Annotated in this window: 23 protein-coding genes; 21 read left to right on the forward strand and 2 right to left on the reverse strand. The window is 59.2% G+C overall.

Annotated features, from left to right (window positions below; genetic code table 11):
• Positions 1-176 precede the first annotated feature (176 nt).
• The 15 genes from B5G28_RS14500 (at position 177) to B5G28_RS10875 (ending at position 16,818) form a co-directional block, all read left to right on the forward strand.
• The gene (locus B5G28_RS14500; protein WP_144265521.1) at positions 177-386 is read left to right on the forward strand and encodes a hypothetical protein; all 210 of its coding nucleotides are present in this window, start codon (positions 177-179) and stop codon (positions 384-386) included.
• A gap of 169 nt (positions 387-555) precedes the next feature.
• Positions 556-2,166, forward strand: coding sequence for a hypothetical protein (locus B5G28_RS10810; RefSeq protein WP_087248678.1), 1,611 nt, complete (start codon positions 556-558; stop codon positions 2,164-2,166).
• Positions 2,167-2,180: 14 nt separating this feature from the next.
• The gene (locus B5G28_RS10815) at positions 2,181-3,422 is read left to right on the forward strand and encodes an SEL1-like repeat protein (RefSeq protein WP_158099622.1); all 1,242 of its coding nucleotides are present in this window, start codon (positions 2,181-2,183) and stop codon (positions 3,420-3,422) included.
• A gap of 143 nt (positions 3,423-3,565) precedes the next feature.
• Positions 3,566-4,510 carry a MoxR family ATPase gene (locus tag B5G28_RS10820; RefSeq protein WP_242967585.1) on the forward strand — a complete coding sequence of 315 codons (945 nt, stop codon included), beginning with the start codon at positions 3,566-3,568 and terminating at the stop codon, positions 4,508-4,510.
• Positions 4,507-5,613 (forward strand): DUF58 domain-containing protein, encoded by a 1,107-nt coding sequence (locus B5G28_RS10825; RefSeq protein WP_087248684.1) that lies wholly within the window; start codon positions 4,507-4,509, stop codon positions 5,611-5,613. Before B5G28_RS10820 ends, B5G28_RS10825 begins: the two co-directional genes overlap by 4 nt.
• Positions 5,610-6,851, forward strand: a complete 1,242-nt coding sequence (locus tag B5G28_RS10830; protein WP_087248686.1) for a DUF4129 domain-containing protein — start codon at positions 5,610-5,612, stop codon at positions 6,849-6,851. The genes B5G28_RS10825 and B5G28_RS10830 overlap by 4 nt, the downstream gene beginning before the upstream one ends.
• A 42-nt stretch (positions 6,852-6,893) precedes the next feature.
• On the forward strand, positions 6,894-7,319 hold the full coding sequence (locus tag B5G28_RS10835; RefSeq protein ID WP_087248688.1) for a nuclear transport factor 2 family protein: 426 nt from the start codon (positions 6,894-6,896) through the stop codon (positions 7,317-7,319).
• A gap of 296 nt (positions 7,320-7,615) precedes the next feature.
• On the forward strand, positions 7,616-7,909 hold the full coding sequence (locus tag B5G28_RS10840; protein WP_087248690.1) for an autorepressor SdpR family transcription factor: 294 nt from the start codon (positions 7,616-7,618) through the stop codon (positions 7,907-7,909).
• Positions 7,884-8,903: an SdpI family protein gene (locus B5G28_RS10845; RefSeq protein WP_087248692.1), complete on the forward strand. Its 1,020-nt coding sequence runs from the start codon at positions 7,884-7,886 to the stop codon at positions 8,901-8,903. Before B5G28_RS10840 ends, B5G28_RS10845 begins: the two co-directional genes overlap by 26 nt.
• 87 nt (positions 8,904-8,990) lie before the next feature.
• The gene (locus B5G28_RS10850) at positions 8,991-9,161 is read left to right on the forward strand and encodes a hypothetical protein (protein ID WP_204228847.1); all 171 of its coding nucleotides are present in this window, start codon (positions 8,991-8,993) and stop codon (positions 9,159-9,161) included.
• Between the two features lie 165 nt (positions 9,162-9,326).
• Positions 9,327-10,802 carry a glycoside hydrolase family 28 protein gene (locus B5G28_RS10855; protein WP_087248696.1) on the forward strand — a complete coding sequence of 492 codons (1,476 nt, stop codon included), beginning with the start codon at positions 9,327-9,329 and terminating at the stop codon, positions 10,800-10,802.
• 263 nt (positions 10,803-11,065) lie between these two features.
• Positions 11,066-12,745 carry an efflux RND transporter periplasmic adaptor subunit gene (locus B5G28_RS10860; protein WP_087248698.1) on the forward strand — a complete coding sequence of 560 codons (1,680 nt, stop codon included), beginning with the start codon at positions 11,066-11,068 and terminating at the stop codon, positions 12,743-12,745.
• Positions 12,742-13,500 (forward strand): ABC transporter ATP-binding protein, encoded by a 759-nt coding sequence (locus B5G28_RS10865; protein ID WP_087248700.1) that lies wholly within the window; start codon positions 12,742-12,744, stop codon positions 13,498-13,500. The genes B5G28_RS10860 and B5G28_RS10865 overlap by 4 nt, the downstream gene beginning before the upstream one ends.
• Positions 13,497-14,690, forward strand: a complete 1,194-nt coding sequence (locus B5G28_RS10870; protein WP_087248702.1) for an ABC transporter permease — start codon at positions 13,497-13,499, stop codon at positions 14,688-14,690. The genes B5G28_RS10865 and B5G28_RS10870 overlap by 4 nt, the downstream gene beginning before the upstream one ends.
• A gap of 19 nt (positions 14,691-14,709) precedes the next feature.
• Positions 14,710-16,818 carry an S-layer homology domain-containing protein gene (locus tag B5G28_RS10875; protein ID WP_087248704.1) on the forward strand — a complete coding sequence of 703 codons (2,109 nt, stop codon included), beginning with the start codon at positions 14,710-14,712 and terminating at the stop codon, positions 16,816-16,818.
• 83 nt (positions 16,819-16,901) lie between these two features.
• Here B5G28_RS10875 and B5G28_RS10880 read toward each other — a convergent pair whose 3' ends face one another.
• Positions 16,902-17,744 carry a hypothetical protein gene (locus B5G28_RS10880; RefSeq protein WP_087248706.1) on the reverse strand — a complete coding sequence of 281 codons (843 nt, stop codon included), beginning with the start codon at positions 17,742-17,744 and terminating at the stop codon, positions 16,902-16,904.
• A gap of 211 nt (positions 17,745-17,955) precedes the next feature.
• On the opposite strand from B5G28_RS10880, the gene B5G28_RS10885 reads away from it, so the two are divergent.
• Positions 17,956-18,759, forward strand: coding sequence for a hypothetical protein (locus B5G28_RS10885; RefSeq protein WP_144265523.1), 804 nt, complete (start codon positions 17,956-17,958; stop codon positions 18,757-18,759).
• Between the two features lie 85 nt (positions 18,760-18,844).
• Here the strand turns inward: B5G28_RS10885 and B5G28_RS10890 are convergent, their stop codons facing one another.
• Positions 18,845-19,765 (reverse strand): LysR family transcriptional regulator, encoded by a 921-nt coding sequence (locus B5G28_RS10890; protein WP_087248710.1) that lies wholly within the window; start codon positions 19,763-19,765, stop codon positions 18,845-18,847.
• Positions 19,766-19,979: 214 nt separating this feature from the next.
• Here B5G28_RS10890 and B5G28_RS10895 point away from each other — a divergent pair, with 214 nt between their 5' ends.
• The 5 genes from B5G28_RS10895 to B5G28_RS10915 all read left to right on the forward strand — a co-directional run bounded on the left by B5G28_RS10895 (position 19,980) and on the right by B5G28_RS10915 (position 25,700).
• Positions 19,980-21,377 (forward strand): alanine/glycine:cation symporter family protein, encoded by a 1,398-nt coding sequence (locus B5G28_RS10895; RefSeq protein WP_087248712.1) that lies wholly within the window; start codon positions 19,980-19,982, stop codon positions 21,375-21,377.
• A gap of 341 nt (positions 21,378-21,718) precedes the next feature.
• The gene (gene sfsA / locus B5G28_RS10900; protein WP_087248714.1) at positions 21,719-22,384 is read left to right on the forward strand and encodes a DNA/RNA nuclease SfsA; all 666 of its coding nucleotides are present in this window, start codon (positions 21,719-21,721) and stop codon (positions 22,382-22,384) included.
• A 511-nt stretch (positions 22,385-22,895) separates the two neighbouring features.
• The gene (locus tag B5G28_RS10905) at positions 22,896-23,645 is read left to right on the forward strand and encodes a LemA family protein (protein ID WP_242967587.1); all 750 of its coding nucleotides are present in this window, start codon (positions 22,896-22,898) and stop codon (positions 23,643-23,645) included.
• A gap of 198 nt (positions 23,646-23,843) precedes the next feature.
• The gene (locus B5G28_RS10910) at positions 23,844-24,833 is read left to right on the forward strand and encodes a DUF3137 domain-containing protein (protein WP_087248718.1); all 990 of its coding nucleotides are present in this window, start codon (positions 23,844-23,846) and stop codon (positions 24,831-24,833) included.
• Positions 24,834-24,863: 30 nt separating this feature from the next.
• Positions 24,864-25,700: a DUF1266 domain-containing protein gene (locus B5G28_RS10915; protein WP_087248720.1), complete on the forward strand. Its 837-nt coding sequence runs from the start codon at positions 24,864-24,866 to the stop codon at positions 25,698-25,700.
• Positions 25,701-25,900: the final 200 nt, after the last annotated feature.

The following is a 25,900-nucleotide window of genomic DNA, read 5'->3' on the forward strand; positions in this document are numbered from 1 at the left end:
TTCTCATATTGATTTATTTTCGTGTATTTTCTGGGCATAGCAAAACCTCCTCGTGTAGTTCTATTATCCTACACGGGGAGGTTTTTTGTCTATTGTCTACTTTTTACGGACCTGTTCACGATTCGGAATGAGTCAGGTGCTTTTTTGTTTGGACTTCTTTGATGAGGAATGCAGACATGGAACAGGCAGCACAGACCTTGACCGTACCGAAGATACTTTTGCCCGACAGGAAACCGCTGCACAGCGTAAAAATGTTCCATTTTCACAGCGAAAGAGACAATTGCTCCTGTCGGAACCAGCCCGAAATGCCAACTTTATTTTGTGCAGGAAAAGCATCTGTTTGCCGCAATGCCCTTGAAAAATACATGATTTTAGGGTATTCTTGACAAAAAAGAATGGCGTTTTAGCAAACAAGTTTAAACAATTGTCACAGATGGCCGGAACGTGGAACGGACAGGAGAGGATAAAAAAGAGAAATGGGTGTGGATGAACGGGCCGGGTGAAACCGGCCTGTACGCTGTAGGCTTCCATGGCAAATGAAAAGGAGCGGTCATCATGGAATCGAAAAGACAATTTTACCTCAAATGGCCCTGGGACTGGGTGCTCTACGTCCTTTTGGTGGTTGTTTTGAGGATCTTTGCCATTCCGTTCATCTACCTGATTATGCGGTGGAACAAAAAGCACCGGCCCGATGTGCCGGAGGAAGGCTTTTGCGTTCAGCAGACCCGAAGGCAAATTTCCAAACTGTGGATGTCGCTGGTATTTCTCCTGGTGGCTCTGTGCGGCGGAGCGGTGTTTGTCGCGGGCCTGCTGACTGATGAGCGCACATGGGAAGAATATGCGATGATGGCCGGTGGCGCGGTGGTAGGGCTTGGCTCGCTGGCTCTGGCCATTTACGTGGGCTATACATCCCTGCGGGATGTCTTTTGCCCCGAGAAGAGCACGCTGGCCCAGTCCATCCGGTCCCAGATGCCGTACCCTGAGGAGGCGCCCAGCGCCCGGGAAATGTTCGCCATGGTGGACAAGGATATCCAGGAAAACGGCAAATGGTTCGACAAAGTGGCTGTGGGCAAGGAATGGGTTTTGGGAGAGCAGGCCTCTTATATTCCCTGCATCCGGGCGGTGTTCCCGCGGGATGAGATTGTGCACCGCCATGCAGGCGGCCGCGTCCAGACCAGCCGAATCGTGGAGCTGTGGATTATGGATGACCGGCATCAGGTCCAGTCCACTACATTGAAGGATTACCGGGAACTGCAGCCCCTGGTGGACTGCATCCAGCTGCGGGCGCCCGACGCTCTGATCGTGCCCTACAGTGAGTTCGACAGGTACAATTTCATGGAGGATGAGGAGTGGCAAAAGGTGCTGCAGGACTTCCGCCTGCGGGATGGCCGGCGGAAAGCCAGCCAGCCCCGCACGGAATCGCAGCCGCCCCAGAATATGGTCCTCACCCGGGCGGACGGTACAGTTACATCCCGTTTGTCGATGGAAGTTCTTTCCCAGATGCTGGAGGAGTGCCTGCAGTCCCCGGAAGAAACCTTTTTCCTGACGCCGTCCCGCCCCATCCAGGGGGAGAAGGGCGCGTACATGGAGCTTTTGTGCTCGGCCGGTACGGCGCTTGAAGGCAAAGTCCGGATGCTGCTGGTGGAAGCCCCGGCGCAGCAGGGCGGCCAGCCGGAAAATGGCCTGCATGGCATGGTGAACCCGGAGGAAGCAGAAAAAGTCCTTGCGGCCTGGCTGGGCGGAAAGATGCCGGATACAACAGGCTGGACCCGGGTTCAGCTGAGGATGGAGCAGCAGGAGAACCCGCAGGAACTTCGGCCGCCCAAACTGTCCCTGGTCTCCCGCCGCGGCGTCAGCCAGAACCACGAAAACTTCACCCTGGAGGACGTCCAGGTGGCGGCAGACGGCATGGTGGACGGCAGCTACCAGCAGGTGGATTTGACCCTGCCCGGCGGGTGGCTCTGGATGCGGCTGGTGGCGGGGAATGCCGATGACGGGCGCTGCACCGTTCTGGTGACCCGCGCAGACCCGGACACGTTGCGCCTGTTCAAAATCAAGACCACCCCGCGGAAGGCGGCCGCCTGGCTGATGGACTTTGCCCGTGGGCAGTTCCGGCCGGATTGGAGCCAGTGGGAAGATATCACCAAAGAAGTAGAAAATCAGTAATGGAGGAATCAAAAATGGGCAAGTTTTTCAGTGACGCAGTGGAGACGGCGCTCCAGTACATCTACTACCAGGAGCGGCAGGGAAAAGGCTGGGAGGGCCTGCAGCTTCTGCAGCAGGCTTCTGCCGCCGGAGATGGCGATGCCAGCTGCATTTTGGCCCGGTGCCTGTGCGGCCCCCAGTATGTGTGGCAGGGCCATGGTTTCCCGGAGGATGACGAAAAGGCCACTCTGCTGTACCACAAAGGTGTGGAAGAGGGCAGCGCCCTGGCGGCTCTGATCTGCCTGCGCACCGGAGATATGACCCCCTCGCTGGAAAAGAAGATGCCCTTTGCCAGCCTGCAGGAGGCCTTCAATGTGGTTTTGGAAAAGGCCAAAGGAGGCGAGCCCTTCTGCCAGTTTGTGATCGGCAACGTGTATTTCTGGGGCGATTACATCCGGATCGAAAACAAGGGTCCCGACGCCTTCCCCGACATGGGAGCCTTCCGCGATTACGTGGTGGAGAACATCCCCAAGTGCGAGGATTGGTTCATCAAGGCCTATAAGAATGGCGTCTATGCCGCGGGCGACAACCTGCATCATTTCTATGAGGCAGGCGAGGAGGGTCTGATCCCGCCGCAGCCCGAGAAGGCCAAGGGCCTGTATCGCATCGGCGCGGAAATGGGCCACCCCATCCACCAGTTCTATTGGGGCAACGAGCTGAACGATGCCGGCCAGAAGCAGGAGGCCCTCCACTGGTATCAGGAGGCGGTCGCCGGAGGCGAAATGCGGGCACTGTACCAGATTGGCTGCCTCTATGAAGAGGGCGAGGCCGTACCCCAGGATTACGCCAAGGCAGCCCAGTGCTATGAGACCACACTGAACCTGGATGGGTATTCCATCGGCAGCCACAACCGCCTGGGCGCAATGTACTTCAACGGCAAGGGCGTTCCCCAGGACTATGCCAAGGCCTTCCAGCTGCTGAGCTGGGCCTACAATCAGGACAACCGCTGGGGCGTGTTCTATCTTGGCAAGTGCTGCTTCTATGGCCTGGGCGCCCAGCAGGACTATGCCCGCGCCCGCACCTATCTGGAAGAAATGACCTGGGAAAACAAAGAGGCCAATTATATGCTGGGCTATATCTACGCCCGGGGCCTGGGTGTTCCGGCGGACATCAAAAAGGGCGTGGCCCTGCTGCAGAAGGCCGGCGACCGCGCCGACGCGAAAGAGGAGCTGCTGCGCTACCGCAAGACCCTCTTTGGCAAGTGGGTGGTGCGCTGAGACAAGCGGTACGGAGAGGCAGTAAAAAGGCCCGGCCCGCCGCATCATAACAAACACAAAGGGATGCCGGGTGAATCATCGGGTGTCCCTTTGCGTTTTGGGTTATCTTGAGAGTCTGTTATGGAGGGAAAAGGAGGATGTCTGTGGAGACGTCGATGTGTAGGGAATACGCTCAAAAGATTTTGTCCAACTGCTCCAAAGTAATTTTGGGCAAGGAAGATGTGATTGAGAAAATTCTGGTCTGTTTCCTGTGCTCCGGCCATGTGCTGCTGGAGGATAAGCCCGGCACCGGCAAGACCATGCTGCTGCGGGCTTTTGCCCGGACGGTGGGCGGGGACTGCAGACGGGTGCAGTTCACGCCCGATCTGCTCCCTTCGGACCTGACCGGCATTAATTTTTATAATCAGAAAACCGGGGAATTTGAGTTCCGGCCGGGGCCGCTGTTCAGCCATTTTGTCTTGGCGGATGAGCTGAACCGCGCCACGCCGCGAACCCAGTCGGCCCTGCTGGAAGCCATGGAAGAGCGGCAGATCACAGTGGATGGTGTTACCACCAAACTGGAAGAGCCTTTTATGGTGCTTGCCACCCAGAACCCCCAGGAATCTTTTGGCACCTTTCCGCTGCCGGATGCCCAGATGGACCGGTTTTTCATGCGGCTGTCCCTGGGCTATATGCAGCGGGAACAGGAACTGGAAGTCATTGCCCGGCCTTCGACCCAGGCCATTCTGGAAAGCCTGGAAACTCTGGTGACGCCGGAACAGACCGCCCGGGTGCGGTCGGCCTGCGGCGAGGTGAAGGTGAGCGATGATGTGAAAAACTACCTGATGGATATTGTGGAAGCCACCCGCACCCGCAGCAGCTTTGCCGGCGGCGTTTCCACCCGGGGCGCCATGGCTTTGTATAAGGCGTCCCAGGCGCTGGCGGCAGTGCGGGGCAGGGAGTATGTCATTCCGGAGGACGTCAAAGAACTGGCGCCGGCGGTGCTGTGCCACCGCTTGACCCTGGGCGGCGGAATGAACACGGAGGCGGCGGCCCACCGGATGCAGCAGCTGCTGCAAAGTATCCCGGTGCCGCTGGAAAAACTGTGACGTTCCTGGTGTTTGTGCTGCTCCTGGTGGTGCTGGCGCTGGCTCTCCAAACTTATGCCAGAAACCATACTCTGGATGGACTGGAAGCCTCCATGATGCCGGAGGATCTGCTGGCCGAACCGGGGCAGCCCGCCCGCTTGTGCCTGACTCTGCGCAACCAAAAGGGCTGGCCGCGGCCTTTGGTTGCGGTAAAGCTCCATCTGGGCTCCGAATTTGAAGGCGTCAACGGCGATTTCATTCAAAAAGACCTTTTGAGCAGCGGCCATACCGTCCGGTATGTCACCTGGCTCAAACCGCATCAGGAAGTTTCCTTTCAGGTAGAGGTACAGCTCTCCCGGCGAGGCCGCTATCTGCTGGAACCTCTGTACCTGAGCAGCGGGGACTTTCTGGGCATGACCGAAATCAGCCGCCGGGTGACCGGTTTACAGGAACTGGTTGTTCCGCCCCGGGAAGGGGATTCCCAGGCGCTGGATGAGACGCTGGGCGGCTTTTTGGGAGAGCTGTCAGTCAACCGGTTTTTGTATCAAGACCCCATCCTGACGGCGGGATACCGCCCCTATGTCAGCCAGGACCCTATGCGTGCCATTTCCTGGAAGCAGAGCGCCCGCGGCATGGGGCTCATCAGCAAACAATACGACTCCACCACTGAGCCGCGGGTGACGGTGCTGGTGCACGCCGATGCCCCGTCGGAAGATCAAATGCCCATGGTGGAGGAATGTTATTCCATGGCGCGGACGGTCTGCCGGACCCTGGAGGAAAAGGCGATCATCTACCGGATGGCGGTCAATTCCACCTTTGATGTCCTTGTCAGCGGGGCTCTTGTGGCAGGCAGCCAGTGGAACAAGCCTCTGGAAACCGGCCGCGGCTACGGGCCGGAACATTTCCGCCGGGCCCTGGAAATTCTGGGCCGGGCCATGGGCCAGCCTGCGGAATCCTGTGAACGGTTCTGCGCGGAATATTTCGGCCCCGGCAGCCAGGACAGCTGTATCGTGATCACCACCGAGCCGGAAGAAACAGTGCGGCCCTGCCTGCGCCTGGCGCCAGGCCGCAGCCTTTTGATTCTCAGGCCGGAACAGGCAGCTGGAAAGGAGGATGCAGAATGATCACGGTATTTCTCCATGGATTGCGGATGATGGCCGACCTGCTGACCTATGGCTCCTTTGCCTCCTTCTTTGCGGCCTGCCTCGGCGGTCAGCCTGCGCCGCTGCTTCTGCTCTTACCGGCTGTCTGCTATGGGATATCCGCCTGCTTCTTGAGCCGTCCCATCTTGCGGACGGGCTGTGTGGTGGTTGCCCTGCTGGGAGTGCTGCTGGTGCCGGATTGGGTGGACCGTGCGGCCTACCTTCCTGCGGTTTTCTATCCCTTATATCTTGTCTGGCGGGGTGAATACCTCCTTTCGGCGGACCGGCAGGCGGATGTTTTTCTCATGTTCTGCAAGGCTTACCCTGTCTTTGCCCTCCTCCTTGGTCTGGCCTGGAATGGCAGGGTGATGCTGGAGGTTTCGCTGCCTCTGGCTATTTGGGCCGTTTCCCTGCAGATTTTTCTGATGCGGGTGCTGCGGCAAGCGCCTGCCGTGTATCAAAGCCTGGACTATCTGCTGGGAAATGCCGGCCTGTTGTTGGGTGTGGGAGCGTTGAGCTTTCTGCTCAGCCGTTCTGCGGTCATGAACGCCATACAAACCGCTGTGGGCGCAGTGTATTTTGGACTGGTGGTTCCTGTTCTGACGGTCCCGCTTTCTATTGCGGCGTGGGCAGCAGAACATCTGCTTCTGCCTGCCATCACAGCAATTTTGTACTGGATTGCAGCCAGAAGCGGAAATCAGGACCCGGCTGCGCTGGGAAGCGCCGCGGACAGCGCCCTTCACAGCAGTAATTTCAACCTGTCGGGGGAGTCGCTGCTGGACGGCACATGGCTGTTGACGGCTGTGGGCCTGGTCCTGCTGGGAATCGGCTGTATCCTGCTGTTCCGCCGTTTGGTCCAAAAGAACAAAAACCCTCTGACCGGGGTGGGCGAGGCCGAAACCCAGCAGGTTTCCCGCAGAACGCGCCGGAGATGGCCCTCCTTTTTTCTCAGTCCCAATGCCCGGGTCCGCCGCGCCTACAGCCGGTATTTGGAGCAGCAGGCCCGCCATGGCGTTGCCCGGCGCCCGTCGGAAACCAGTTTGGAACGCTTGGGTCGGACGCCGTTCCTGCGCCCGGATGCCGAACAGCAGCTGCGCCAACTCTATCTCAAAGCCCGCTATGGAGAATGTGCCACGCTCCAGGATGCCTCGGCGGCAGAACACCTCGAAAAGATGCTGGAAAAGCCGGACGAATCCGACGGCGAAGACAGCTCCGTTTGAAAGAGAACTGTTTCAATCGATTACAAAACAGGAGACCCCAATATGGACACAGCAAAGCGTGAAGAAAAGATTCGTCTCTGGTTTTCGATGTGGCTGCGGCAGCAGGACCTGGGCATCCGGGAACTGTTTGCCCCGGACGCAGTCTATACCGAGAGCTGGGGGCCGCAGTACCATGGCTGCGAAGCGATTCTGCATTGGTTTCAGGAATGGAACACCCGGGGCACGGTGCTGGAATGGGAGATCCGGCAGTTCTTCCACAAAGACAGCCAGACCATGGTAGAGTGGTATTTCCGGAACCAGATGCAGGACGGGCGGGTGGAAGCCTTTGACGGCGTCACCCTGGTGGTGTGGAACGCCGCCGGTCAAATTCAGTCTTTGAAGGAGTTCGGGTGCAACTGCGATACCTACGACCCCTACCAGAACGGGCCCGCGCCGCACTTCCGGGATGAAGCAGCCCGGTGGTTTTGACGTGCTTGTGTGAGGCCGCGGCCGGTTCCTGAAGCCAATCCCGCAAAACAATCCGCTGATTCTTTGCCCTTGGGCAGGGAACGGCGGATTTCTTTTTGGAACGGGGGATAGATACACGATCAATGGACACATCTCCCGGCATGGATACCCTTATAAATGTAGCCTTTCCGGCGGCAGGAAGCTGCCCGGTGCAGTGTACTCCAGCGACCTTGACAGGGGATGGGCTTTGTGCTATCCTATAATTAACGATTAAGTTAATTGTTAATCGTAATGAGACGGAAAGGGAGGAATGAGCTTTGAGCTTGCAGCATACATTGAAGGCGCTGGCGGACCCAATCCGGCGGGAGATCCTGAACCTGCTGAAAGGCGGACGGCTTTCGGCCGGAGAGATAGCCGATCATTTCCCGGTGACGGCGGCGTCCATTTCGCGGCACCTGTCGGTGCTCAAGGACGCGGACCTGATCCGCGACCAGCGGGAAGGAAAGTATATCTATTATGAGCTGAACGCCTCGGTGCTGGAGGAGGTCATGCTCTGGATTACGGATTTGAAAGGGGAGTCCGGCCATGAAAAAGATGATCGCGGAGAATAAAGGAAAACTGTTTGTTTCGTCTCTGGTGATTCTGCTGCCCGGCCTGCTGGGCTGGCGGATGGCATGGGAGGCAGTGATTTTTCTGGCAGCCCATTGGCTGTGCCTGCTGCTGGTGTTTGCCGACCGTCGCAACCGGGAGGGCCAGAGCAAAAAAGCAATAGGACTGGTTTTCTGGCTGCTGCCGGTGATTTCGCTGTTGTCGGGGGCGGTGGTGGCAGGCCTCCAGCGCGGGTATAATGGCGCAGATTTCATGATTATTGTGATGAACCTGGGGTTTGGCCTGCTGTTTTTGCTGATCGGCAACTATATGCCCAAGTTCCGCCAGAATGCCACCATCGGAATCCGGGTCAAGTGGACCCTGGAAAATGAAGAAAACTGGAACGTCACCCATCGCTTTGGCGGCAAGGTGTGGGTGGCGGCAGGCCTGGCCTGCATGATAGCGGCTCTGCTGCCCTCTGCGGCGATGGCGGTGGTGTTTACGGCCGCCATTGTGACGGCGGCCATAGTGCCCTGCGTCTATTCCTATCTCTATTACCGGAAACAGCTCCAGGCAGGTACTGCCGTTCGGATCCAGTCCAGCCCCCGGCAAAAAGTCATCGGGCTGGTGATTCTGGTGGCGGTGGTGGCCTTTGTCGGCTGGGTTCTGTTTGCGGGCAGCCTGAAAGTGAACTTTGGGGACACCTCCTTTACCGTGGAGACCGGATACTGGTCCGATCTCACCGTGAATTATGACTCCATCGAGTCGGTGACCTATCAGCCGGGAGACACCGCCCCCAGCGCAGGGGTGCGCACCTACGGCTTTGGAAACTTCCGGATGCTGATGGGCTCTTTCTCCAACGACGCCTATGGCAATTACACCCGCTATACCTACGCCTCCTGTAAGGACAGCGTAGTGCTCAGCGTCCATGGGGAGACCATTGTTCTGAATGGCCCCGACACCGCCTCCACCCAGGCCCTCTGTGAGGAACTGACGGCTCAGCTGGCGGCCCGGTGACCGCGTCCTCATCCCTTGCGCGGCGCGGGAAAATCTGCTATCATAAAGCCAAAAGAAACGCCGAACAGGGGAATGGAGGACGTCCATATGGGATTCATCGCAACGCTGACACTGGTTTTTATTGTGCTGAAATGTCTGGACCTGATTGCCTGGTCCTGGGTGTGGGTGTTCTGCCCGGTTTGGCTGACGGTTCTGCTGGTGGCGGTGCTGTTCCTCCTGATTTTGGTGGGCGGCCGCATCAAGAACGGCAAGTGGTAACCATAGAAACTCCAGCAGGGGGCGAAAGCCCCCTGCTTTTTTGATGCCCCGGCGGGCCGGTCCTATGGCGAAGCCTGCCAAACTATGCTATACTGAATCTGTTGTATACAGCCCTCTGCAATTGCTGCGGAAGGCGGACTGTAACGTAAGGAAAGGAGCGCTTTTATGGCGAATCTTTATGCCCTGACCGGGCCCGACCGCATGACCTTGTACTGGGACCTTCCGGTCCAGCCGTCCGAGCGGTATGAAATCTTGTTGGACGGCGTGCCCTGCGGAAGCACCGATAAAACCCATTTCACCCTCCAGGGCCTGACGCCCCGCACCTGCTATGCCGTCGAGGTGCGCCCGGTGGGGAGCATCCAGGTTGTGACAGAGGGAGAAAAGCGGCCTCTGGATGTGACGGCAGAGCCCTGGGGCGCGGTAGGGGACGGCAAAACCGACAACACCGCCGCCCTGCAGCGGGTTCTGGACGCCTGCGGCCCGGAGGAATATGTCTATTTCCCGGCAGGCGTCTATCGCACCGGCGCCCTGTTTGGCCACAGCCATCTGGAAATCTGGCTGGACAAGGACGCCGTCCTGCAGGGCTCTTCCCGGCCGGAGGATTATGAACCCCGCATCCTGAGCCGCTTTGAGGGTACCGAAATGATGTGCTATGCCAGCCTGCTGAACTTCGGCACGCTGGATCATACCGCCGGGCCCAACTGCGAGGATGTCCGCATCTGGGGTGAGGGTACCATCTGCGGCGGCGGGTACGATCTGGCCTGGGGGACCATTGCCTCGGAGCGGGAGAGGATGAAAGAGGAGCTGGCCGCCATGCAGGACCTAGTCAAGACCTGCGAAAATGAGAACACCATCCCCGGCCGGGTCCGGGGTCGGCTCATCAACCTGAGCAACTGTGCCCATGTGCGGATTTCGGGGCTGACCCTGGCCGACGGCCCCAGCTGGAATGTCCACATGGTTTACAGCCGGGACATTGTCACCGATCACTGCACCTTCCGCTCCAAGGGCATCTGGAACGGCGACGGCTGGGACCCGGATTCCAGCGAGGACTGCACCCTCTTTGGCTGCACCTTCTACACCCAGGACGATTCGGTGGCCATCAAGTCGGGCAAAAACCCCGAGGGAAACCGCATCAACCGTCCCACCCGGGGGATTCGGGTGTTTGACTGCCGCAGCAGCTTTGGCCATGGCATCTGCATTGGCAGCGAGATCAGCGGCGGGATTGAGGATGTCCGGATCTGGGACTGCGACCTGGAGGACTCCCAGTTCGGCGTTATGGTCAAGGGAACCAAAAAGCGGGGCGGCGGCGTGCAGGGCTTGTCGGTACGGCGCTGCCGCCTGCCCCGGGTGCTGGTCTGCCAGGTGGGGTACAACGACGACGGCGTCCCCGGTCCCCATCCGCCGGTGTTCCGGGATTACCTCTTTGAGGACCTGACCCTTACCGGCCTCTATCGGGATGTGGACGGCGACGGCAGCATAAAAACCTGCGCTCCGGTGGAGCTGGCAGGCTTTGATGTGCCGGGCTATGAGCTGGAACAGGTGACCCTCCGCAACCTTTGCCTTGCCGGCTCGGAAACCCGCCAGCTGCTTTTGAAGGACTGCAGGGGCGTGTGCATGGAGAACCTGAATTGCGTCCCTTGAGGGGAGATCGGCCGGTTTACTTTTCCCGGGAAATCCTTGTGCAAACACGGCTCAGCTTATGAATCGTAAAAAAATCCGTCCAAAAGACGAAAAAACGGTAGCGTTCTCACAATTTCAACTTTTTTGTGGTGTATAATCAGAGGGCTGGCAGCATCTGCCAAGGCAGGAAATCATGAAATCTCAAGGTAAATTCAAGGTTGAATCAAGATTGCCTCAAGATGAACATGCTATGCTGTTGGTAAATGAAAAGGAGGAATAATACCGTGTTTAAAAAGAAAAAACAACAGGAGGACAAGGACGGCCAGAGCGTTTCGCTCAGCCCGGGGACCGCAGGCGCGGCAAAGGGCGCTAAGCCTTTTCTGAAGCGCAACTGGAAAAAGATCGCCGCAGGCGTCTGCGTGGTGGCTGTGGCGGGAGCCCTTTTCCTGCCCAGGAACAGCGCCAGCAAGACTGCGGCCAACATTTCTTACATCGAGGTGGCGCCGGAACAGCGCAGCATCACCAATGTGTTCAGCGATTCCGGCACCATTACGGCGGCCAATACCTATGAGGTCAAGGCCCTGGTGCGGGGCAAAGTGCTGACCTCCGACTTTGAGGAAGGGGACGTGGTCCAGGCAGGGGATATCCTGTACACCATCGACAGCTCCGATGCGGCCAACAGCGTGGAGCGGGCCCAGCTGTCCCTGAATCAGGCCCAGCGCAACTATGAGGACGCCGTCAACGCCCAGTATGTCCGCACCGATATTGGCGGCACCGTGGTGTCGGTGAAAGCTGCCCCCGGCGACGCCGTCTCGGCCGGGCAGGAGGTGGCGGTGATCCGCGACGACTCCACCGTCCTGCTGACCCTGAATTTCCCGGCTGCGGACGCCGCCGGATTCAGCGCGGGCCAGACCGCTCAGGTCACCCTGGACGGCACCTATGAGACGGTCACCGGCTCCATCCGTTCGGTGTCCGGCTCGGATACCCTGAGTACCGGCAGCCTGCTGGTCCGCACCGTGGTGATTGCAGTGCCCAACAACGGCAGCTTGACTTCTGCCCAGGCCGCCACCGCCTCGGTGAACGGCGTGGGCGCTCTGGGCTCCGCCCGGTTTGCCTACCAGAAGGAGCAGACCCTGACCGCTTCGGCTTCCGGCACCGTCGCAGCCCTCTGCGTTCAGGAGAATGCCCGGGTGAACAGCGGCGACGCCATTCTGCAGCTCACCAGCGACAGCCTGACCCGCCAGGTGGAGACCGCCTCCGACAACCTCCGCAGCGCGGAGCTGTCGCTGGATGACGCCCAGAACACCATGGACAACTACACCATCACCGCCCCCATCAGCGGTACCATCATCCAGAAGAATATCCAGGCCGGCGAGACGGTGGGCAGCGACAGCTCCACCACCACCAGCCCCATGTGCATCATCCACGACCTGAGCTATCTGGAGCTGACCCTGAACGTGGACGAACTGCAGATCCTCTCCATCAAGGAAGGGCAGTCGGTGTCCATCACCGCCGACGCCGTCCAGAACAAGACCTTTGAAGGCGTGGTGACCAACGTTTCCTCGGCCGGCACCACCACCGCCGGTACCACCACTTATCCCGTCACCATCCGCATTGAGAACTTCGGCGAGCTGCTGCCCGGCATGAACGCCACCGCTGAAATTGTGGTGGCCAGCGTCCAGAACGCTCTGTCCATCCCCAATGCCGCCGTGGTGCGGGGCAACTACGTCCTGGTGACGGCAGACTCGCCCAGCGCGTCCAACGCCGTCAGCGAGATGACCGCCCCCGAGGGCTATGTCTACGTCAAGGTGGAAACCGGCGTCAGCGACAATGACTACATTGCAGTGACCAGCGGCCTGCAGGCCGGCGACACCGTCGCCTATGATGCCTCGGCTGTAGCAGCGGGCGGCATGGGTGACGACATGGCGGTCATGGTTGCCGGCCCGGGAGGTGGTCCGGTATGAGTGCGCTGATTGAGTTTGACTCGGTCTGCAAGTACTACCAGATGGGCGATACGGTGGTTAAGGCCGCCGACCACATCTCGATGAAAATTGAAAAGGGCGAATTTGTGGCCATCGTGGGCCAGTCCGGCTCGGGCAAGTCCACCTGTATGAACATTATCGGCTGCCTGGACGTTCCCACTTCCGGCACCTACAAGCTGAACGGCCGGGACGTGGGCAGCATGGACAAAAACGAGCTGGCCGAAATCCGCAACGAGCTGCTGGGCTTTATCTTCCAGCAGTACAACCTTCTTCCCAAGCTGAGCCTGCTGGAAAACGTGGAGCTCCCGCTGGTGTACGCGGGGCTTTCCCGCAGCGAACAGCACCAGCGGGCCAGGGAAGCGCTGGAACAGGTGGGTCTGGGCAACAAGCTGGACAATAAGCCCAGCCAGCTGTCCGGCGGCCAGCAGCAGCGCGCCTCCATTGCCCGGGCCCTGGTGGGCCGGCCGGCGGTGATTCTGGCCGACGAGCCCACCGGCGCTCTGGACAGCCACACCGGCCGGGAAGTGCTGGGCATCCTCCAGAAACTGCACAAGCAGGGGAACACTGTAGTCCTCATTACCCACGACAACTCCATTGCGGTGCAGGCCGAGCGGATCATCCGCCTGGAGGACGGCCGGATCGTCTATGACGGCGATTCCCATGCACCGGAGGCAGTGGTCCAGCCCAACTATATCCCCCAGGAAGAGGAAGAAACGGAACAGGAGGGCAGCGTATGATCTATGAAACCTTCCGTCAGGCCCTGAAAAACATCTGGAGCAATAAGTTCCGCACCTTCCTGACCATGCTGGGCATCATCATCGGCGTCATGGCCGTCATGGTGATTGTGGGTCTGGGCAACGGCCTGACCCTGAGTATGCGGGAGAGCGTGTCCTCCATGGGCATGAACCTGCTGCAGGTCAGCGTCATGGGCCGCGGCGCCCGCACCGTGGACGTGGACGATGTCTACGCCATCGTGGAGAGCCGCCCCGACCTCTACTCGGGCATTTCGCCCATTGTCAGCATGACCGGCACCGTCAAGGTGGGCACCAAGACCTATAGCCGGACCAGTGTCTCGGGCATCAGCGAAGTGTACTTTGGAATGACCGGCACCGCCATTGAAAAAGGGCGGCTGCTCCAGTATGTGGACTGCGCCGACTACAAGAAAATCTGCGTGGTGGGCTCCTATGTGGACCGCGTGGCCTATGGCGGCAACGCCATCGGCCAGACCATCAAGGTGGGGGACGACCAGTTCACCATTGTGGGCGTCCTGAAATCCCAGGTGGAAGACCCCAACCTGCAGGAGGGCAGCAACGACGACACCATTTATGTGCCCTACACCACAGCCCTGCGCCTCAACCGCAACAGCGTGGTGTCGGCGTACGGCGTCACCACCGTCAATGAGAGCCAGGTGTCGGAGGGCAAAGCCGTCCTGGAAGCAGGCCTGAAAAAGCTGCTCAACTCGGACAGCGGCTTTTACGTCACCAGTCTGAGCGAGATGCTGGCCACCCTGGGCTCCATGATCAATATGGTGGTCATGGTTCTGACGGCCATTGCCGCCATCTCTCTGCTGGTGGGCGGCATCGGCATCATGAACATCATGATGGTGTCGGTGGCGGAGCGCACCCGTGAAATCGGCATCCGCAAGGCTCTGGGCGCCAAGGAGCGCTCGATTCTGGGTTTGTTTGTCACCGAAGCCGCCACCACCTCGGCGCTGGGCGGCGTGGTGGGCATCCTGCTGGGATATCTCATCTCGGCGGGCGTCAACCAGGTGCTGACCATGACCAATGCAGGCATGACCATCCAGCCCTCCATGGGTTCGGTGATGGTGGCCTTTGGGATTTCGGTGGGCATCGGCGTTCTGTTCGGCTATCTGCCGGCCAAGCGCGCGGCGCGGCTCAACCCCATTGAGGCTCTGCGCTATGATTAAAGAGGGAGGAATACACGAGATGAAAAAACGGTTTCTTGCACTTTTGCTGGCCGTCTGCATCGCCTGCGCCATGCTGGTTATGCCTGCTTCGGCCACCAGTGCCAATACGGCGGTCCAGACGGCGGTGATGCTGGGAGGCCTGACCTCCGAGCAGACCGCCGGCCTGAATGCAGCCCTGACCCGCGGCCAGCTGGCCCGGCTGCTGGTGGCTTTCTCGCCCTATCGGGAGAGCGCCGCCTCCCAGGGGACGGCCGGCACCCTGTTCACCGATGTGAGCGGGGATGCACCCCTGGCCCCTTACATCCGCATCGCCGTCCAGCAGGGCTGGATGAGCGGCTATACCGACGGCAGCTTCCGGCCCGACAACCAGATCACTCTGGAGGAGGCCTGTGCCGCTGCCCTCAACCTGCTGGGCTATGACGTCACCACCCTCAGCGGCACATTCCCCACCGCCCAGCTGAACAAGGCCAATGAATTGGGCCTGCGCACCGATCTGAACTGTGCTCCCGGCCAGGTGATGAATCTGGAGGACGGCTCCGTCCTTCTGTACAACGCCCTGACGGCCAAGAACGGCAGCGGTGAGGTTTACGGTTCCACCCTAGGCTTCTCGGTCACCGATGGCCAGGTATCGGTCTCCTCGGTGCTGCTGGGCAGCCTGGAAGGCCCCTTTGTGGCGGGCCAGGGCACCCAGCTGCCCTTCACCCCGTCGGCGGTCTACCGCAATGACACCGCCACTGCTTCGGCTGAGCTGAACCCGTACGACGTCTACTACTACAGCGCCAACGCCAAGACGGTCTGGATCTACTCCAAAAAGGCTGCGGGCCGCATCACGGCCGTGGCCCCCTCGGCCAGCGCGCCCACCTCGGTGACGGTGGCCGGCACCGAATACACCATCGGCTCCTCCTCGGCTGCCTCGGTTCTCTCCTCCCTGAATGGCGGCGGCGTGGGCCAGGTGGTCACCCTGCTGCTGGGCATGGACAACCAGGTGGTGCAGGTGCTGACCGGCACCCAGGCCGACGAGGTCTTTTACGGCGTGGTGCAGAACTCCGCCCGCAGCCTGGTGGAAGGCAACGGCGCCGACGTGCTGCAGAGCGTGGCGGTGGCCTGCACCGACGGCGTGGTGCGGACGGTGAATGTGGACAAGAGCCTGAATTTCCCGGCTGGCATGCTGGTGGAAATCACGGTGGACGAAAACGGTGAGAACGTCCGCTCCATCGATACCAAGTCCATCAGCGGCACCTTCAATGAGACGGGCACGGCCTTTTCCGGCACGGCCCTGGCAAACGGCGTTGAGATTCTGGACACAACGGCGGAGGGTGTGGCTGGGGCGATAAGCCCCAGCCGACTATCGGGGGTAACCCTAAATGGCGGTGATGTCCGCTACTACACCACCAATGCCCAGGGCGAGATTGACCGCATGATCCTGAACAACGCCACCGGCGATCTGTGGACCTACGGTGTCCTGGACGACGTCCGCAACCTGACCAGCGCGGTGGGCAGCACGGTGGACAGCTCCCTGGGCCGGCCCAGCACCACGGTTCCCGGCACCACCGGGAGCACCAGTACCGGCAATGTGGCGGCGGATGTGGCCGACCTGGTTCTGCCCAGCACCAGCGATATCCTGTACGGCATCATTGACGGCAGCATCGCCAGCACGCTGTGGGACAGCCTCACCAGCAGCACAGGCAAGGTGGCAGCATATGCGCTGCAGCTGGCCTCCAAAAACACCAGCGGCGCCCTGAGCAATATTCTGGGTTATCTGGGCACCGGCGCCAACTATGTCTGCTATATCAACGGGGAAAATACCACCCTGCAGACCTCGGTGAAATATCCGGTGGTGGCCGGCGGCATTGCGGTCAGCAAGAGCCCCACCGGCACCGTCAAATCCATGATTCAGCTGATGCCCACCATGATTGATCAGATCGGCGCGGCGTCGGTCATGAGCGGGAACACCCGCTACGAGACCGCCGACAATATGCAGGTCTATCTGTGGTACAAGGGCCAGTATTTCACCACCAGCCTCTCCCAGGTCAACCCCCAGGACTATCACCTGATCGGTTGGTATGACAGCCTGGGCTGCGCGGCAGGCAATAAAATCCGCGTGCTGGTCGCCGTGAAGAAAGATTGATTCATTATCCCCCTGTTCATAACAATGCGCCCCGCATTGGTTCTCAAGCCGCTGCGGGGCGCGTTGTTGTTTGATGAAAAGAATCAGCCGGCCATTTCAGCCACCAGGGCGGCCAGAGAGCGGACGGCCTGGATGAGCTCGGCCAGGGCGTTGATGTCCTCGTCCTTCATGACCGAGGCGGGCAGCTGGATGTCGTATTCACCGGGCAGAGCCTTGCCGGTCAGTTCCAGATGCAGGCCCTGGCTGGGGATATCCACCAGCACATGGCAGCGGAAAAACTCGGCCCAGATGCTCTGGATCGGGAAGCCGATGGTGATGACCGCGCCCCCCTGGGACTCCTTGGGGGTGAAGTAGAGATATCCTTCCATGGCGTTGTCGGGATGAACCCGCTGCATGGAAAACAGGGAGAAGGCGCTGACCGAGTAGTCTTCCATTTCCGAGACGGTGGGCTCGGTGCCCAGCAGCAGGGCCAGCTGGTCCTGGGAGATGTAGTCGCCCAGAGTCCAGTCGGGGATCAGGGAACCGATCAGCGGATACTTTGCGGCCAGACCGGACAGGAACGTCCGGTAAATCTGGCGGATGTTCAGAAGGACCTTGCCGTTCTGTACATAGAGATCGGTGAAGGCTTCTTCTTTGCCGGCGGCGCACCAGGCTAGATAAAGGTCGCTGCCGTGGCTCTGGCCCGAGAGGGTGCCGGTGAGGCCGCCCAGGGATTCCAGGGTGGAGTAGGTGAGGGAGGGCTCGGCCGCCGTCGAAGTCACCTGATAGTCAAAGGAAAAGGCAGCCCCCTTGGCCAGTGCGGCGGACCGGCTGCGGATCAGAAGGCCAAAGGCCAGCAGAACCGCCGCTGCAATGACGAACAGAACCAGGAGCACCCGGAGGGCCAAACGCCCCGGGCACCGGGAATTGGATTTGGATGCGCTCATAGAAACAACCTCCTTTTTGAAATGGATGGAAGGATGGGTGCAATGGGTCTCCAGACCGGTGTCGGCCGGAAGAGAAAAGACGTAAGAACGTGCCGATTCTGTGCAGGATGCCGCTGTTCTCTTGTTTGTCGGGGAAAGATATGGTAAAATATACCCGTCCGCTGCAAAAAGAAACTTTTTGCCACTCACACGAACAGAAGGAGCGCTCCCCATGAAACAACGAATGGTATCTCTGGCCCTGTGCGGGCTTGTGCTGCTGACCGGCTGTCAGCGTTCGACGGTGCAGGAAGAGATCTGGGAGCTGGAGCAGGAGGACGTGGTCTCTTTTTCGGATGGAGAGGCCGTCGACCGCTGGCGCGGCTACCAGAACGGGCTGCGGGAGTCGTGGGTGCTGTACGAATTGTCGGATGGAACCACCATCCTGACCGAGGATGACGCGGCGGGCCCCGAAGGAGATGCCGGCTACAGCATCCTCAGCCAGGAAGTGCAGTCCGCCGTGTCGGCCTGGTATCAGGGGGCGGGCCGGCGATATGACCTGAACACCCTGCTGCAGGCCGCCTATACCCGCTATCAGGAACAGGGAAAGGACAACTTCCAGGCGGGGCGGGTGAGCCAGAGGGTGGCCTCCACCGCTTTCAGTGAGCAGGTGATTTACTTTACCACCACCGTGGACCAGGCTGTGGACCCGGCGCAGGGACAGACCCTGCGGTATACCGCCGCCTTTGACCGTGCCAGCGGCCAGCGGCTGGAACTGTGGTCCCTGTTCACCCAGCCGGAAGCCAATGTGCGCCTGGCGCTGGCCGCAGCAGCCGGGGATGACCCCGCGGTGCAGGAACGTCTGGCCGCCGCCATCGACCCGGAACGGGTGATCTTCTATGCGGACCACCTGGAAGTGGATTTCCCGGCCGGAGCCTTTGAGGGGCTGGACACCGCCTATACCCTGGCGGTGGATTACGAACAGCTGTCCGGCCTGTTGTCCAGCCGCGCGCTGCCCAGCAGCAATGGCACCGCCTGAACCTGAGAAGACAATACAAGCCGCAGAGTGTGCGAACCGGAACGGGAGCGTACACCTGCGGCTTTTTGCGTTGGGTGCAAATTGATTATAGCATGTTTTGCGGGCCAGGACAATCGGACGCCGGTCCAATTCTCTGGAGCATCAGGTCGATCCACTGCTGCATCTGCGGGGTAATCCACTTGTTGCGGTGATAGACCAGCTGGCTCCACATCTGAATCTGAGGGCTGTCCACTGAGAGAATGGTGAGCCGTCCGGCGTCCAGATGCTTCTGGACGGCATACTGGGGCAGGAAGGAGATGCCCGCATTTTCCAGCAGCATATGGACGATGATGTCGGTGTTTCCGGTCTCCAGAAAGGGATGCATTTCCAGGTTTCGGGCGGCCACAATCTGTTCCAGATCGTAGCGGTAACTGACCCCTTTTTCGGTGAGGGCCAGGGGCTGGGTCAGGATCTTTTCCAGCGGGATGTTTTGCTCGCCCGCCAGGGGATGACCGCAGGAGGCCACAAACACGATGGGCTCGGGCCGTTCCAGCACCTTGACCCACTCCGGGAAGTCGGTTTTCTTGTCCAGAAAGAACAGGACATCCACGTCGTTCTGGCGCACCATGTCGAACAGCTCCGAGATCAGGCCGGTGTGGATGCTGGTTTCCACCGCCGGGCACAGGGCGTGAAATTCCAGCAGAATCTGGGGCAGAACGCTGATGGACAGAGACTCGGCCGTGCCGATCCGCAGCTGCCCCGAGGGCTTGCTGTCGTCGCTGATAAACGTCTGGGCTTTCTGGGCAACCTTTAAGAGCTCCATGGCGTGGGGGATGAACCGCGCCCCGTTTTCGGTCAGCTTGATCCGCTTTCCGATCCGCTCAAAGAGCTGAGTGCCCAGCTCCTGCTCCAGCTGCTTGATCTGTACCGTCACCGCCGCCTGGGAATAGCCCAGCTGCTGGGCCGCCCGGGAAAAGCTCTGCAGTTCGGCTACCCGCAGGAAGGTTCGTACCGTTCGCAGTTCCATCTGCTGCACCTCTCTTATAAATTTGAGTAAATAATTTTATAAAAACTATTCGTTTCACAAAATCATACATTCATGTTACACTAAATGAACGCAAAAATCAAGCCGGTTTTAAGCGGTCGGAGAGGGGAAAGGGCCTGCCTGGAGCAGACCGGCATCTGCCCCGGAGCAAACCCATGGCCTGCGGGCCAGCGGAGACAATGAGGTTGAATTTCTTATGGCGCTGATACAGACAATGTACAATCTGCTGTGGGGGGATATCGTTCAGATTCCCCTGCCGGGAGGGAGCACTCTCGGCCTTTCCCTGTTGGTGATGATTCTGATCCCGGCGGGAATTTATTTCACCGTTCGGACCCGGTTCCTCCCGTTCCGGCTCTTTCCCGAGATGGTGAAGGTCACCCTGGAGAGCCACCGCAAAGAGGAACAGGCCGGCATCTCGGGCCTGCAGGCCCTGATCGTCTCAACGGCCTGCCGGGTGGGCATGGGAAACCTGGTGGGCGTGGTGGCGGCCATCTCGGCCGGCGGCGCCGGCGCCGTGTTCTGGATGTGGCTGATCGCCCTTCTGGGGTCCTCTACGGCCTTCATCGAGGCCACCCTGGCCCAGATTTACAAGGAAAAAGACCCCCTCTATGGCGGCTATCGAGGCGGCCCGGCGTATTACCTCCACAAACTGTTCATCCGGGAGGGCAGCAAGCGGAAGCGCTCGATTGTGGCGTCCCTGTTCGCCCTGTCGGGCCTGATCTGCTGGTGCGGAATCAGCCAGGTGACCAGTAACTCCATTTCCTCGGCGTTTGAGAATGCGTTCCACATTGATCCGCTGTACACCACCATTCTGCTGGTGATTCTGGCCGCCATTGTGGTGCTGCGGAAGAACGCCACCGTCAAGGTGCTGGACCTGATTGTCCCGGTGATGGCTGCGTGCTACTTCTTCATCACCATTTTCATCATCGTGAAAAACGCCCAGCTTCTGCCGGCGGTGTTCCAGCGGATTTTTGCCGAGGCCTTTGGCCTGCGCCAGGCCGTCAGCGGCGGCATCGGCGCAGTCATCATGAACGGCGCCAAGAGAGGCCTGTTCTCCAATGAGGCTGGTTCCGGCTCGGCGCCCTGCGCCGCCGCGGCCGCCGATATCAGCCATCCGGCCAAAGAGGGCTTGCTGCAGTCTCTGGGCGTGTTCATTGATACTCTGGTGATCTGCAGCTGCTCGGCCATGGTGATGCTGCTGACCCCTGAGAGCCTGACCACCGGTCTGGAAGGCATGGACCTGCTCCAGACCGCCATGCGGTACCATCTGGGCGAGTTCGGCGTGATCTTCATTGCGGTGATTCTGTGGCTGTTCAGTTTCTCCACCTTCCTGGGGATTCTGTTCTATGCCCGGTCCAATGTGGCGTACCTGTTCGGGGACAACTGGATCTCCCAGACCCTGTACAAGATTCTGGCCCTGGTGATGCTGTTTGTGGGCGGCCTGGCGGCCTATCAGTTCGTGTGGGATCTGGGCGACGTGGGCGTGGGCCTCATGACGGTGTTCAACATGATCGCCCTGGTTCCGCTGGCCCCCAAGGCGCTGGCCTCTCTGAGAGACTATGAAGAACACGAAATGAAGCGCAGAAAGAGCTGAGCCTAGCTCTCTTTCGGGACAAAAATCGGTCCGTTCGCTGCGTTTTGGCGGCAAACCGGGCGGGTTTGTGATACAGTAACAAAAAAGTACCCCTGACATCGTGAAGCGTTCATGCGGTGTCAGGGGTTTTGTGTGAGAATGGGCGGTGGATGCGCCGGCCCTGTGTGCGGGTAGGATGCGTAGAGTGAAAAGGCCCATGCAAGAGGCTGGCCGGGCAGGAACATCCCTGGCCGGCCTTTTGTGTGAACCGGGTGAAACCCGTGGATTTTGATGCGGCGCCGTGGTACAATCGGTTTGCACAACCAAACAAAGAGATGAACCGTGCAGAAAGGGAAACCGCTGTGAAATATGGGAGAATCATCGAGGGCCGTTTTCTCTCCCGGCCCAACCGCTTTGTGGCCCGGGTTGAGGTCCAGGGCCGAGAAGAAACGGTGCACGTCAAAAACACCGGCCGGTGCAGAGAATTGCTGGTGCCAGGTGCGCCGGTGCGGCTGGAAGTGTCCGACAATCCCAGCCGCAAAACAAAATACGACCTTGTGGCGGTTTACAAAGAGGGCCTTGGCTGGGTCAACATCGACAGCCAGGCCCCCAATCGGGTGGTAAAGGAATGGCTGGAAACCCAGGATTTTGACGTCATCCGCCCCGAGTTTTCCTATGGCCGGTCCCGCATTGATTTTGCCATGGAAAAGGCCGGCCAGACCTATCTGCTGGAGGTCAAAGGCTGTACTTTGGAGGTGGACGGGGTCGGTTATTTCCCGGACGCCCCCACCGAGCGGGGCGTCAAACATCTGCAGGAGCTGACCCAGGCCCAGCGGGCAGGGTATCGCTGCGGGATTGCTTTTGTGATCCAGATGGAGGGAATCACCGAGGTGCGGCCCAACACAGCCACCCATCCGGAATTTGGACAGGCCCTGGCGGAAGCCCGGGCCGCCGGGGTCAAGGTGTTGTTTCTGCTCTGCCGCGTGGGAGAAGATTCTCTGGAAATTGTGGAGCAGAGGGAAGGATGAGGTCGTTTCTGCGCCCGCCCTCGGGCTGGAATGTGCGCAGGAACGAACGTTTCTGAAAGCAAGGCAGGGGTTTGCCCGTGGGGCAGCCTCTGCCTTGTTTATTTTGAGAAACAAAATTTGCTGTAAATCGTTCTTTTGGACAACAAAGCTTGTTCAAACGCCCTTTTGACTTTCGGATGTATGGAAAGAGGTACAAAGATCTTTCAAAAAGGACTTCCTGTTTGTTCCTTGGAATGATACAATAGATACGTCATCCTGAACCGCTCCGCCGGCCCGGCGTCCTCCGGGCGGCGGGCGGATGGAAAACCCGGCGAAAACGCGCCGGGACTCCCCCGGCTGAAACCGGCAACCTGCGGCATTTGGGGCGGCAGTTGCCAGAGGAAGGAGAGGATTTCAAAGCCTGAACGGGCGCAGAGCGCTGGACGAATCGGCGTGTGCTGCCTGCGCGGGCGGAGTGATATGCAAGAGCATTCAGGTTCACCTGCGGTATGAGACATCATCGAAAAGGAGAATGAGTATGCAAATCCTGATTATTGTGGCGGCTGTAGTTGTGGCGCTGGCTGCCTGGTACATTTCGCTGTATAACCGGCTGCGGCGGCTCTCGGTCAAGGTCCAGGAGGGAAGCTCCGGCATCGATGTGGCGCTGGAAAAGCGGTACGATATGCTGTCGGAGGAGCTGGAAGCGGTCAAGAAATTCCTTCAGCATGAATATGACGTGTACACCGGGATCACCGCGGTCCGCACCGGGAAAGAGCTGGAAGAAGCAGCCTTTGAGGAAAAGAAGGGCCTCTCGAAAGAGGCCGCCCAGACCATCCAGAAAACCATCAACGAACAGCAGCTGCAAATGCAGGAGATCAAAAAGCAGATGGAACAGCGCCGGGTTCAGAATAGCCCTGACGAGGACGGCGGCGTCAGTTCCGGCGACAGCCTGTCGGCGCAGCAGATGAGCCTGAACCAGAAGCTGGGCCTGCTCACCTCGGTGCAGCAGGGGCTGAGCGGCGTCAGCTCCTCCATCAATGCCCTGGCCGAGCAGTATCCGGTCCTGTTCTCGATAAGGTCGGTGGAGCACTTCCAGCGGGATATCTTTGACGCGGAGGAACATCTGCAGGCCGCCCGTCGGCTCTACAACGCCAACGTGTCCCTCTATAACCAGAGAATCGAGATGTTCCCTTACCTCATCGTGGCCAAACTCCACGGCATGAAAAAAGCCGACTTCTATGAGGTGGAGGAGAAGAAAAAGACGTTTGAAGTGAAGTTCTGATGCAGGCAGACCGGGCGGCGGCCAATGGCAGGATCCTCTCTGTTTTGAAGATGCTGCTTTGGCGTATCCTCATCCTTTGCCTGCGCTCCCAGAGCGCCGGGGCGAGGGAACGGAAGGCGGACCGCGATAACCTGCTGCCGCTCACGTTGCAGTAAATGAATACCGCAGGCTCCCTGCATCAAAGGAGGAATTTTTACCATGGAATGGGTGGAACAGAACATCAGCGGCGTCAAGCTGGAAAAGCTGCGCAAGGATGCCCAAAAGAAAACCAAAATCATGCGGCGGATTCTCCCGTGTTCGTTTGGGGTGTTTGTGGCGATAGCTCTGCTCAACAAGGTCTGGGTGCTCGGTTATCTGGATGAGCTCCAGTGGGGCGACTCGACCACAACGGGGCTGTTTTTCGTGCTGTTGGGAGAGCTGATGATGGCGGCGATTCTCTCCTGCGTCATTTACCTTTTCTATTCCATTCTGGTGTGGAGAAAGGCCTATGACCGGTTCAACTACAGCTTCAAAAACAAGTATGTGCTGGATACCATCCGCCGGATTCCCGGCTTTTCCCGCCTGAAATACAACTCCCAGGGCGGCATCACCTATGAGGAGATGGAACGGATGAACCTGATCCCCAAGGGCGACAAGGTGTATTTTACCTCCTCAGATGAACTGACCGGGGAGCTGGAGGGGGTGCGGTTCCGCACCAGCAACGTCTCCACCGGCCAGCGCCCCAAGGGCAGACGTTCTCTGCCGGACATCCTGTTTGAGGGGCAGGTGCTGATTTTCTCCCGATTCGATGACCGCAAGAGCAGCCAGGGTTTTGTGCAGGTGTTCTCCAAAAAGGCTTTGTCGGAAATCAAGCGGACCACCGCCCCGCTGAACATCCACACCGAAAACAGCGTTTTCAATGAGAACTTTGTGGTGTTTGCGGAGAATGAAACCAACGCCTTTTACATCCTGACCCCGCAGGTACTGGAACAGATCACCGCGTTTCAGGAGGCCATGGAGGGGAAAGTCTACCTGGCCTTCAATGAAGAAGAACTGTACGTCACCTGCAGCCAGCTGCGCAATCCCTTTGACGCCCGGCTGGACCTGACGGTGGAGGAACAGTGCCAGCAGATCATCCAGGACACCAATATTCTGCGCAGCGCGCGGGACATTCTGGTCCGTGCCGGTGAGCACAGCAGCCCGTATTAATCCGGAAACAGGAAAGGAGAGACATACTTTATGGCTGGATTCATTGCCTGTTTTGTCACCGTAGGAGTGGGCCTCATCATCATAGTGGTCGGCAACTACTTTTTCAAACCCAGAGAACAGCGGGTTGAAGTGGACAATCCGCTGTCGCCCACCCTGCGGTGGATGAATACCGCGGGGTCCATTCTCCTGGCCGCCAACGAGGGCAGTTTCCGCAGGATGGCGGGAATGATTTACCCCGGCGGTGAGAACATCCCGGAGCGGGTGGAGCGAATCCGGAACATGCTGCGGGATTACTGGGAGATTGAAACCCATGACCAGGCCATGGAGGAAATGCAGTCCCTGCTGGATACCGGAATGCGGTCCGCCTATGGCGCGGAAATGCAGCGGCTGGAGATCCGTTACGCCGGTTTCTCGGAGGAGCAGCTGATCCAGGTGGCCCGGGAGCGGAACCCCAAAGCCGATGAGGACAGCTTTCTCCCCAAGATGATGATGGCCTATCGGAAGTACGGCGAGGACGCCCTGCTGGGCTGGGACATGGGCCGGGCGGCCTTTATCGTCCAGTGCTGCTATTTTGTGGGATACGTCAGCATGGAGGAAGTGCTGGAAATCGGCGTGGAAGCAGGCAAAAAGGCCCAGGCGGTTTTCCAGAACTGGGAGGAAATGATGGAGAGCTATCTGCTGGGCGGACAGTACTGGCAGCGCGACGACAAGAACGATCCCAAATCCATGACCGCCGAGCGCTGGAAACTCTACATCAAACTGTGGAAGGGCGAGACCGCTTCCCGTGAGACGCCCTATCTGTCGATTCCCTTTGACCTGCCTCTGTCCAAAGAGATTGTGACCGACAAGTACGGCTACATGGTCTGACAGCGATAAGACAAGCGGGCCGCCATGTCTTGAAAGAGACCGGAACATCCATATAAACCGGAAAACCGCCGCCAGGGCAGACAGTGAACTGCACCCCATTTGTTAGACAGTATGGTATACTGGATAACAAGTGGGGTGTTTTATTATGCCAAAAGGAATACCGAACAAACGCTACACGCCGGAATTTAAGCAACTGGTAG

Origin of the sequence: Faecalibacterium sp. An77, assembly GCF_002161315.1 — a bacterium.
Taxonomy (GTDB): domain Bacteria; phylum Bacillota; class Clostridia; order Oscillospirales; family Ruminococcaceae; genus Faecalibacterium.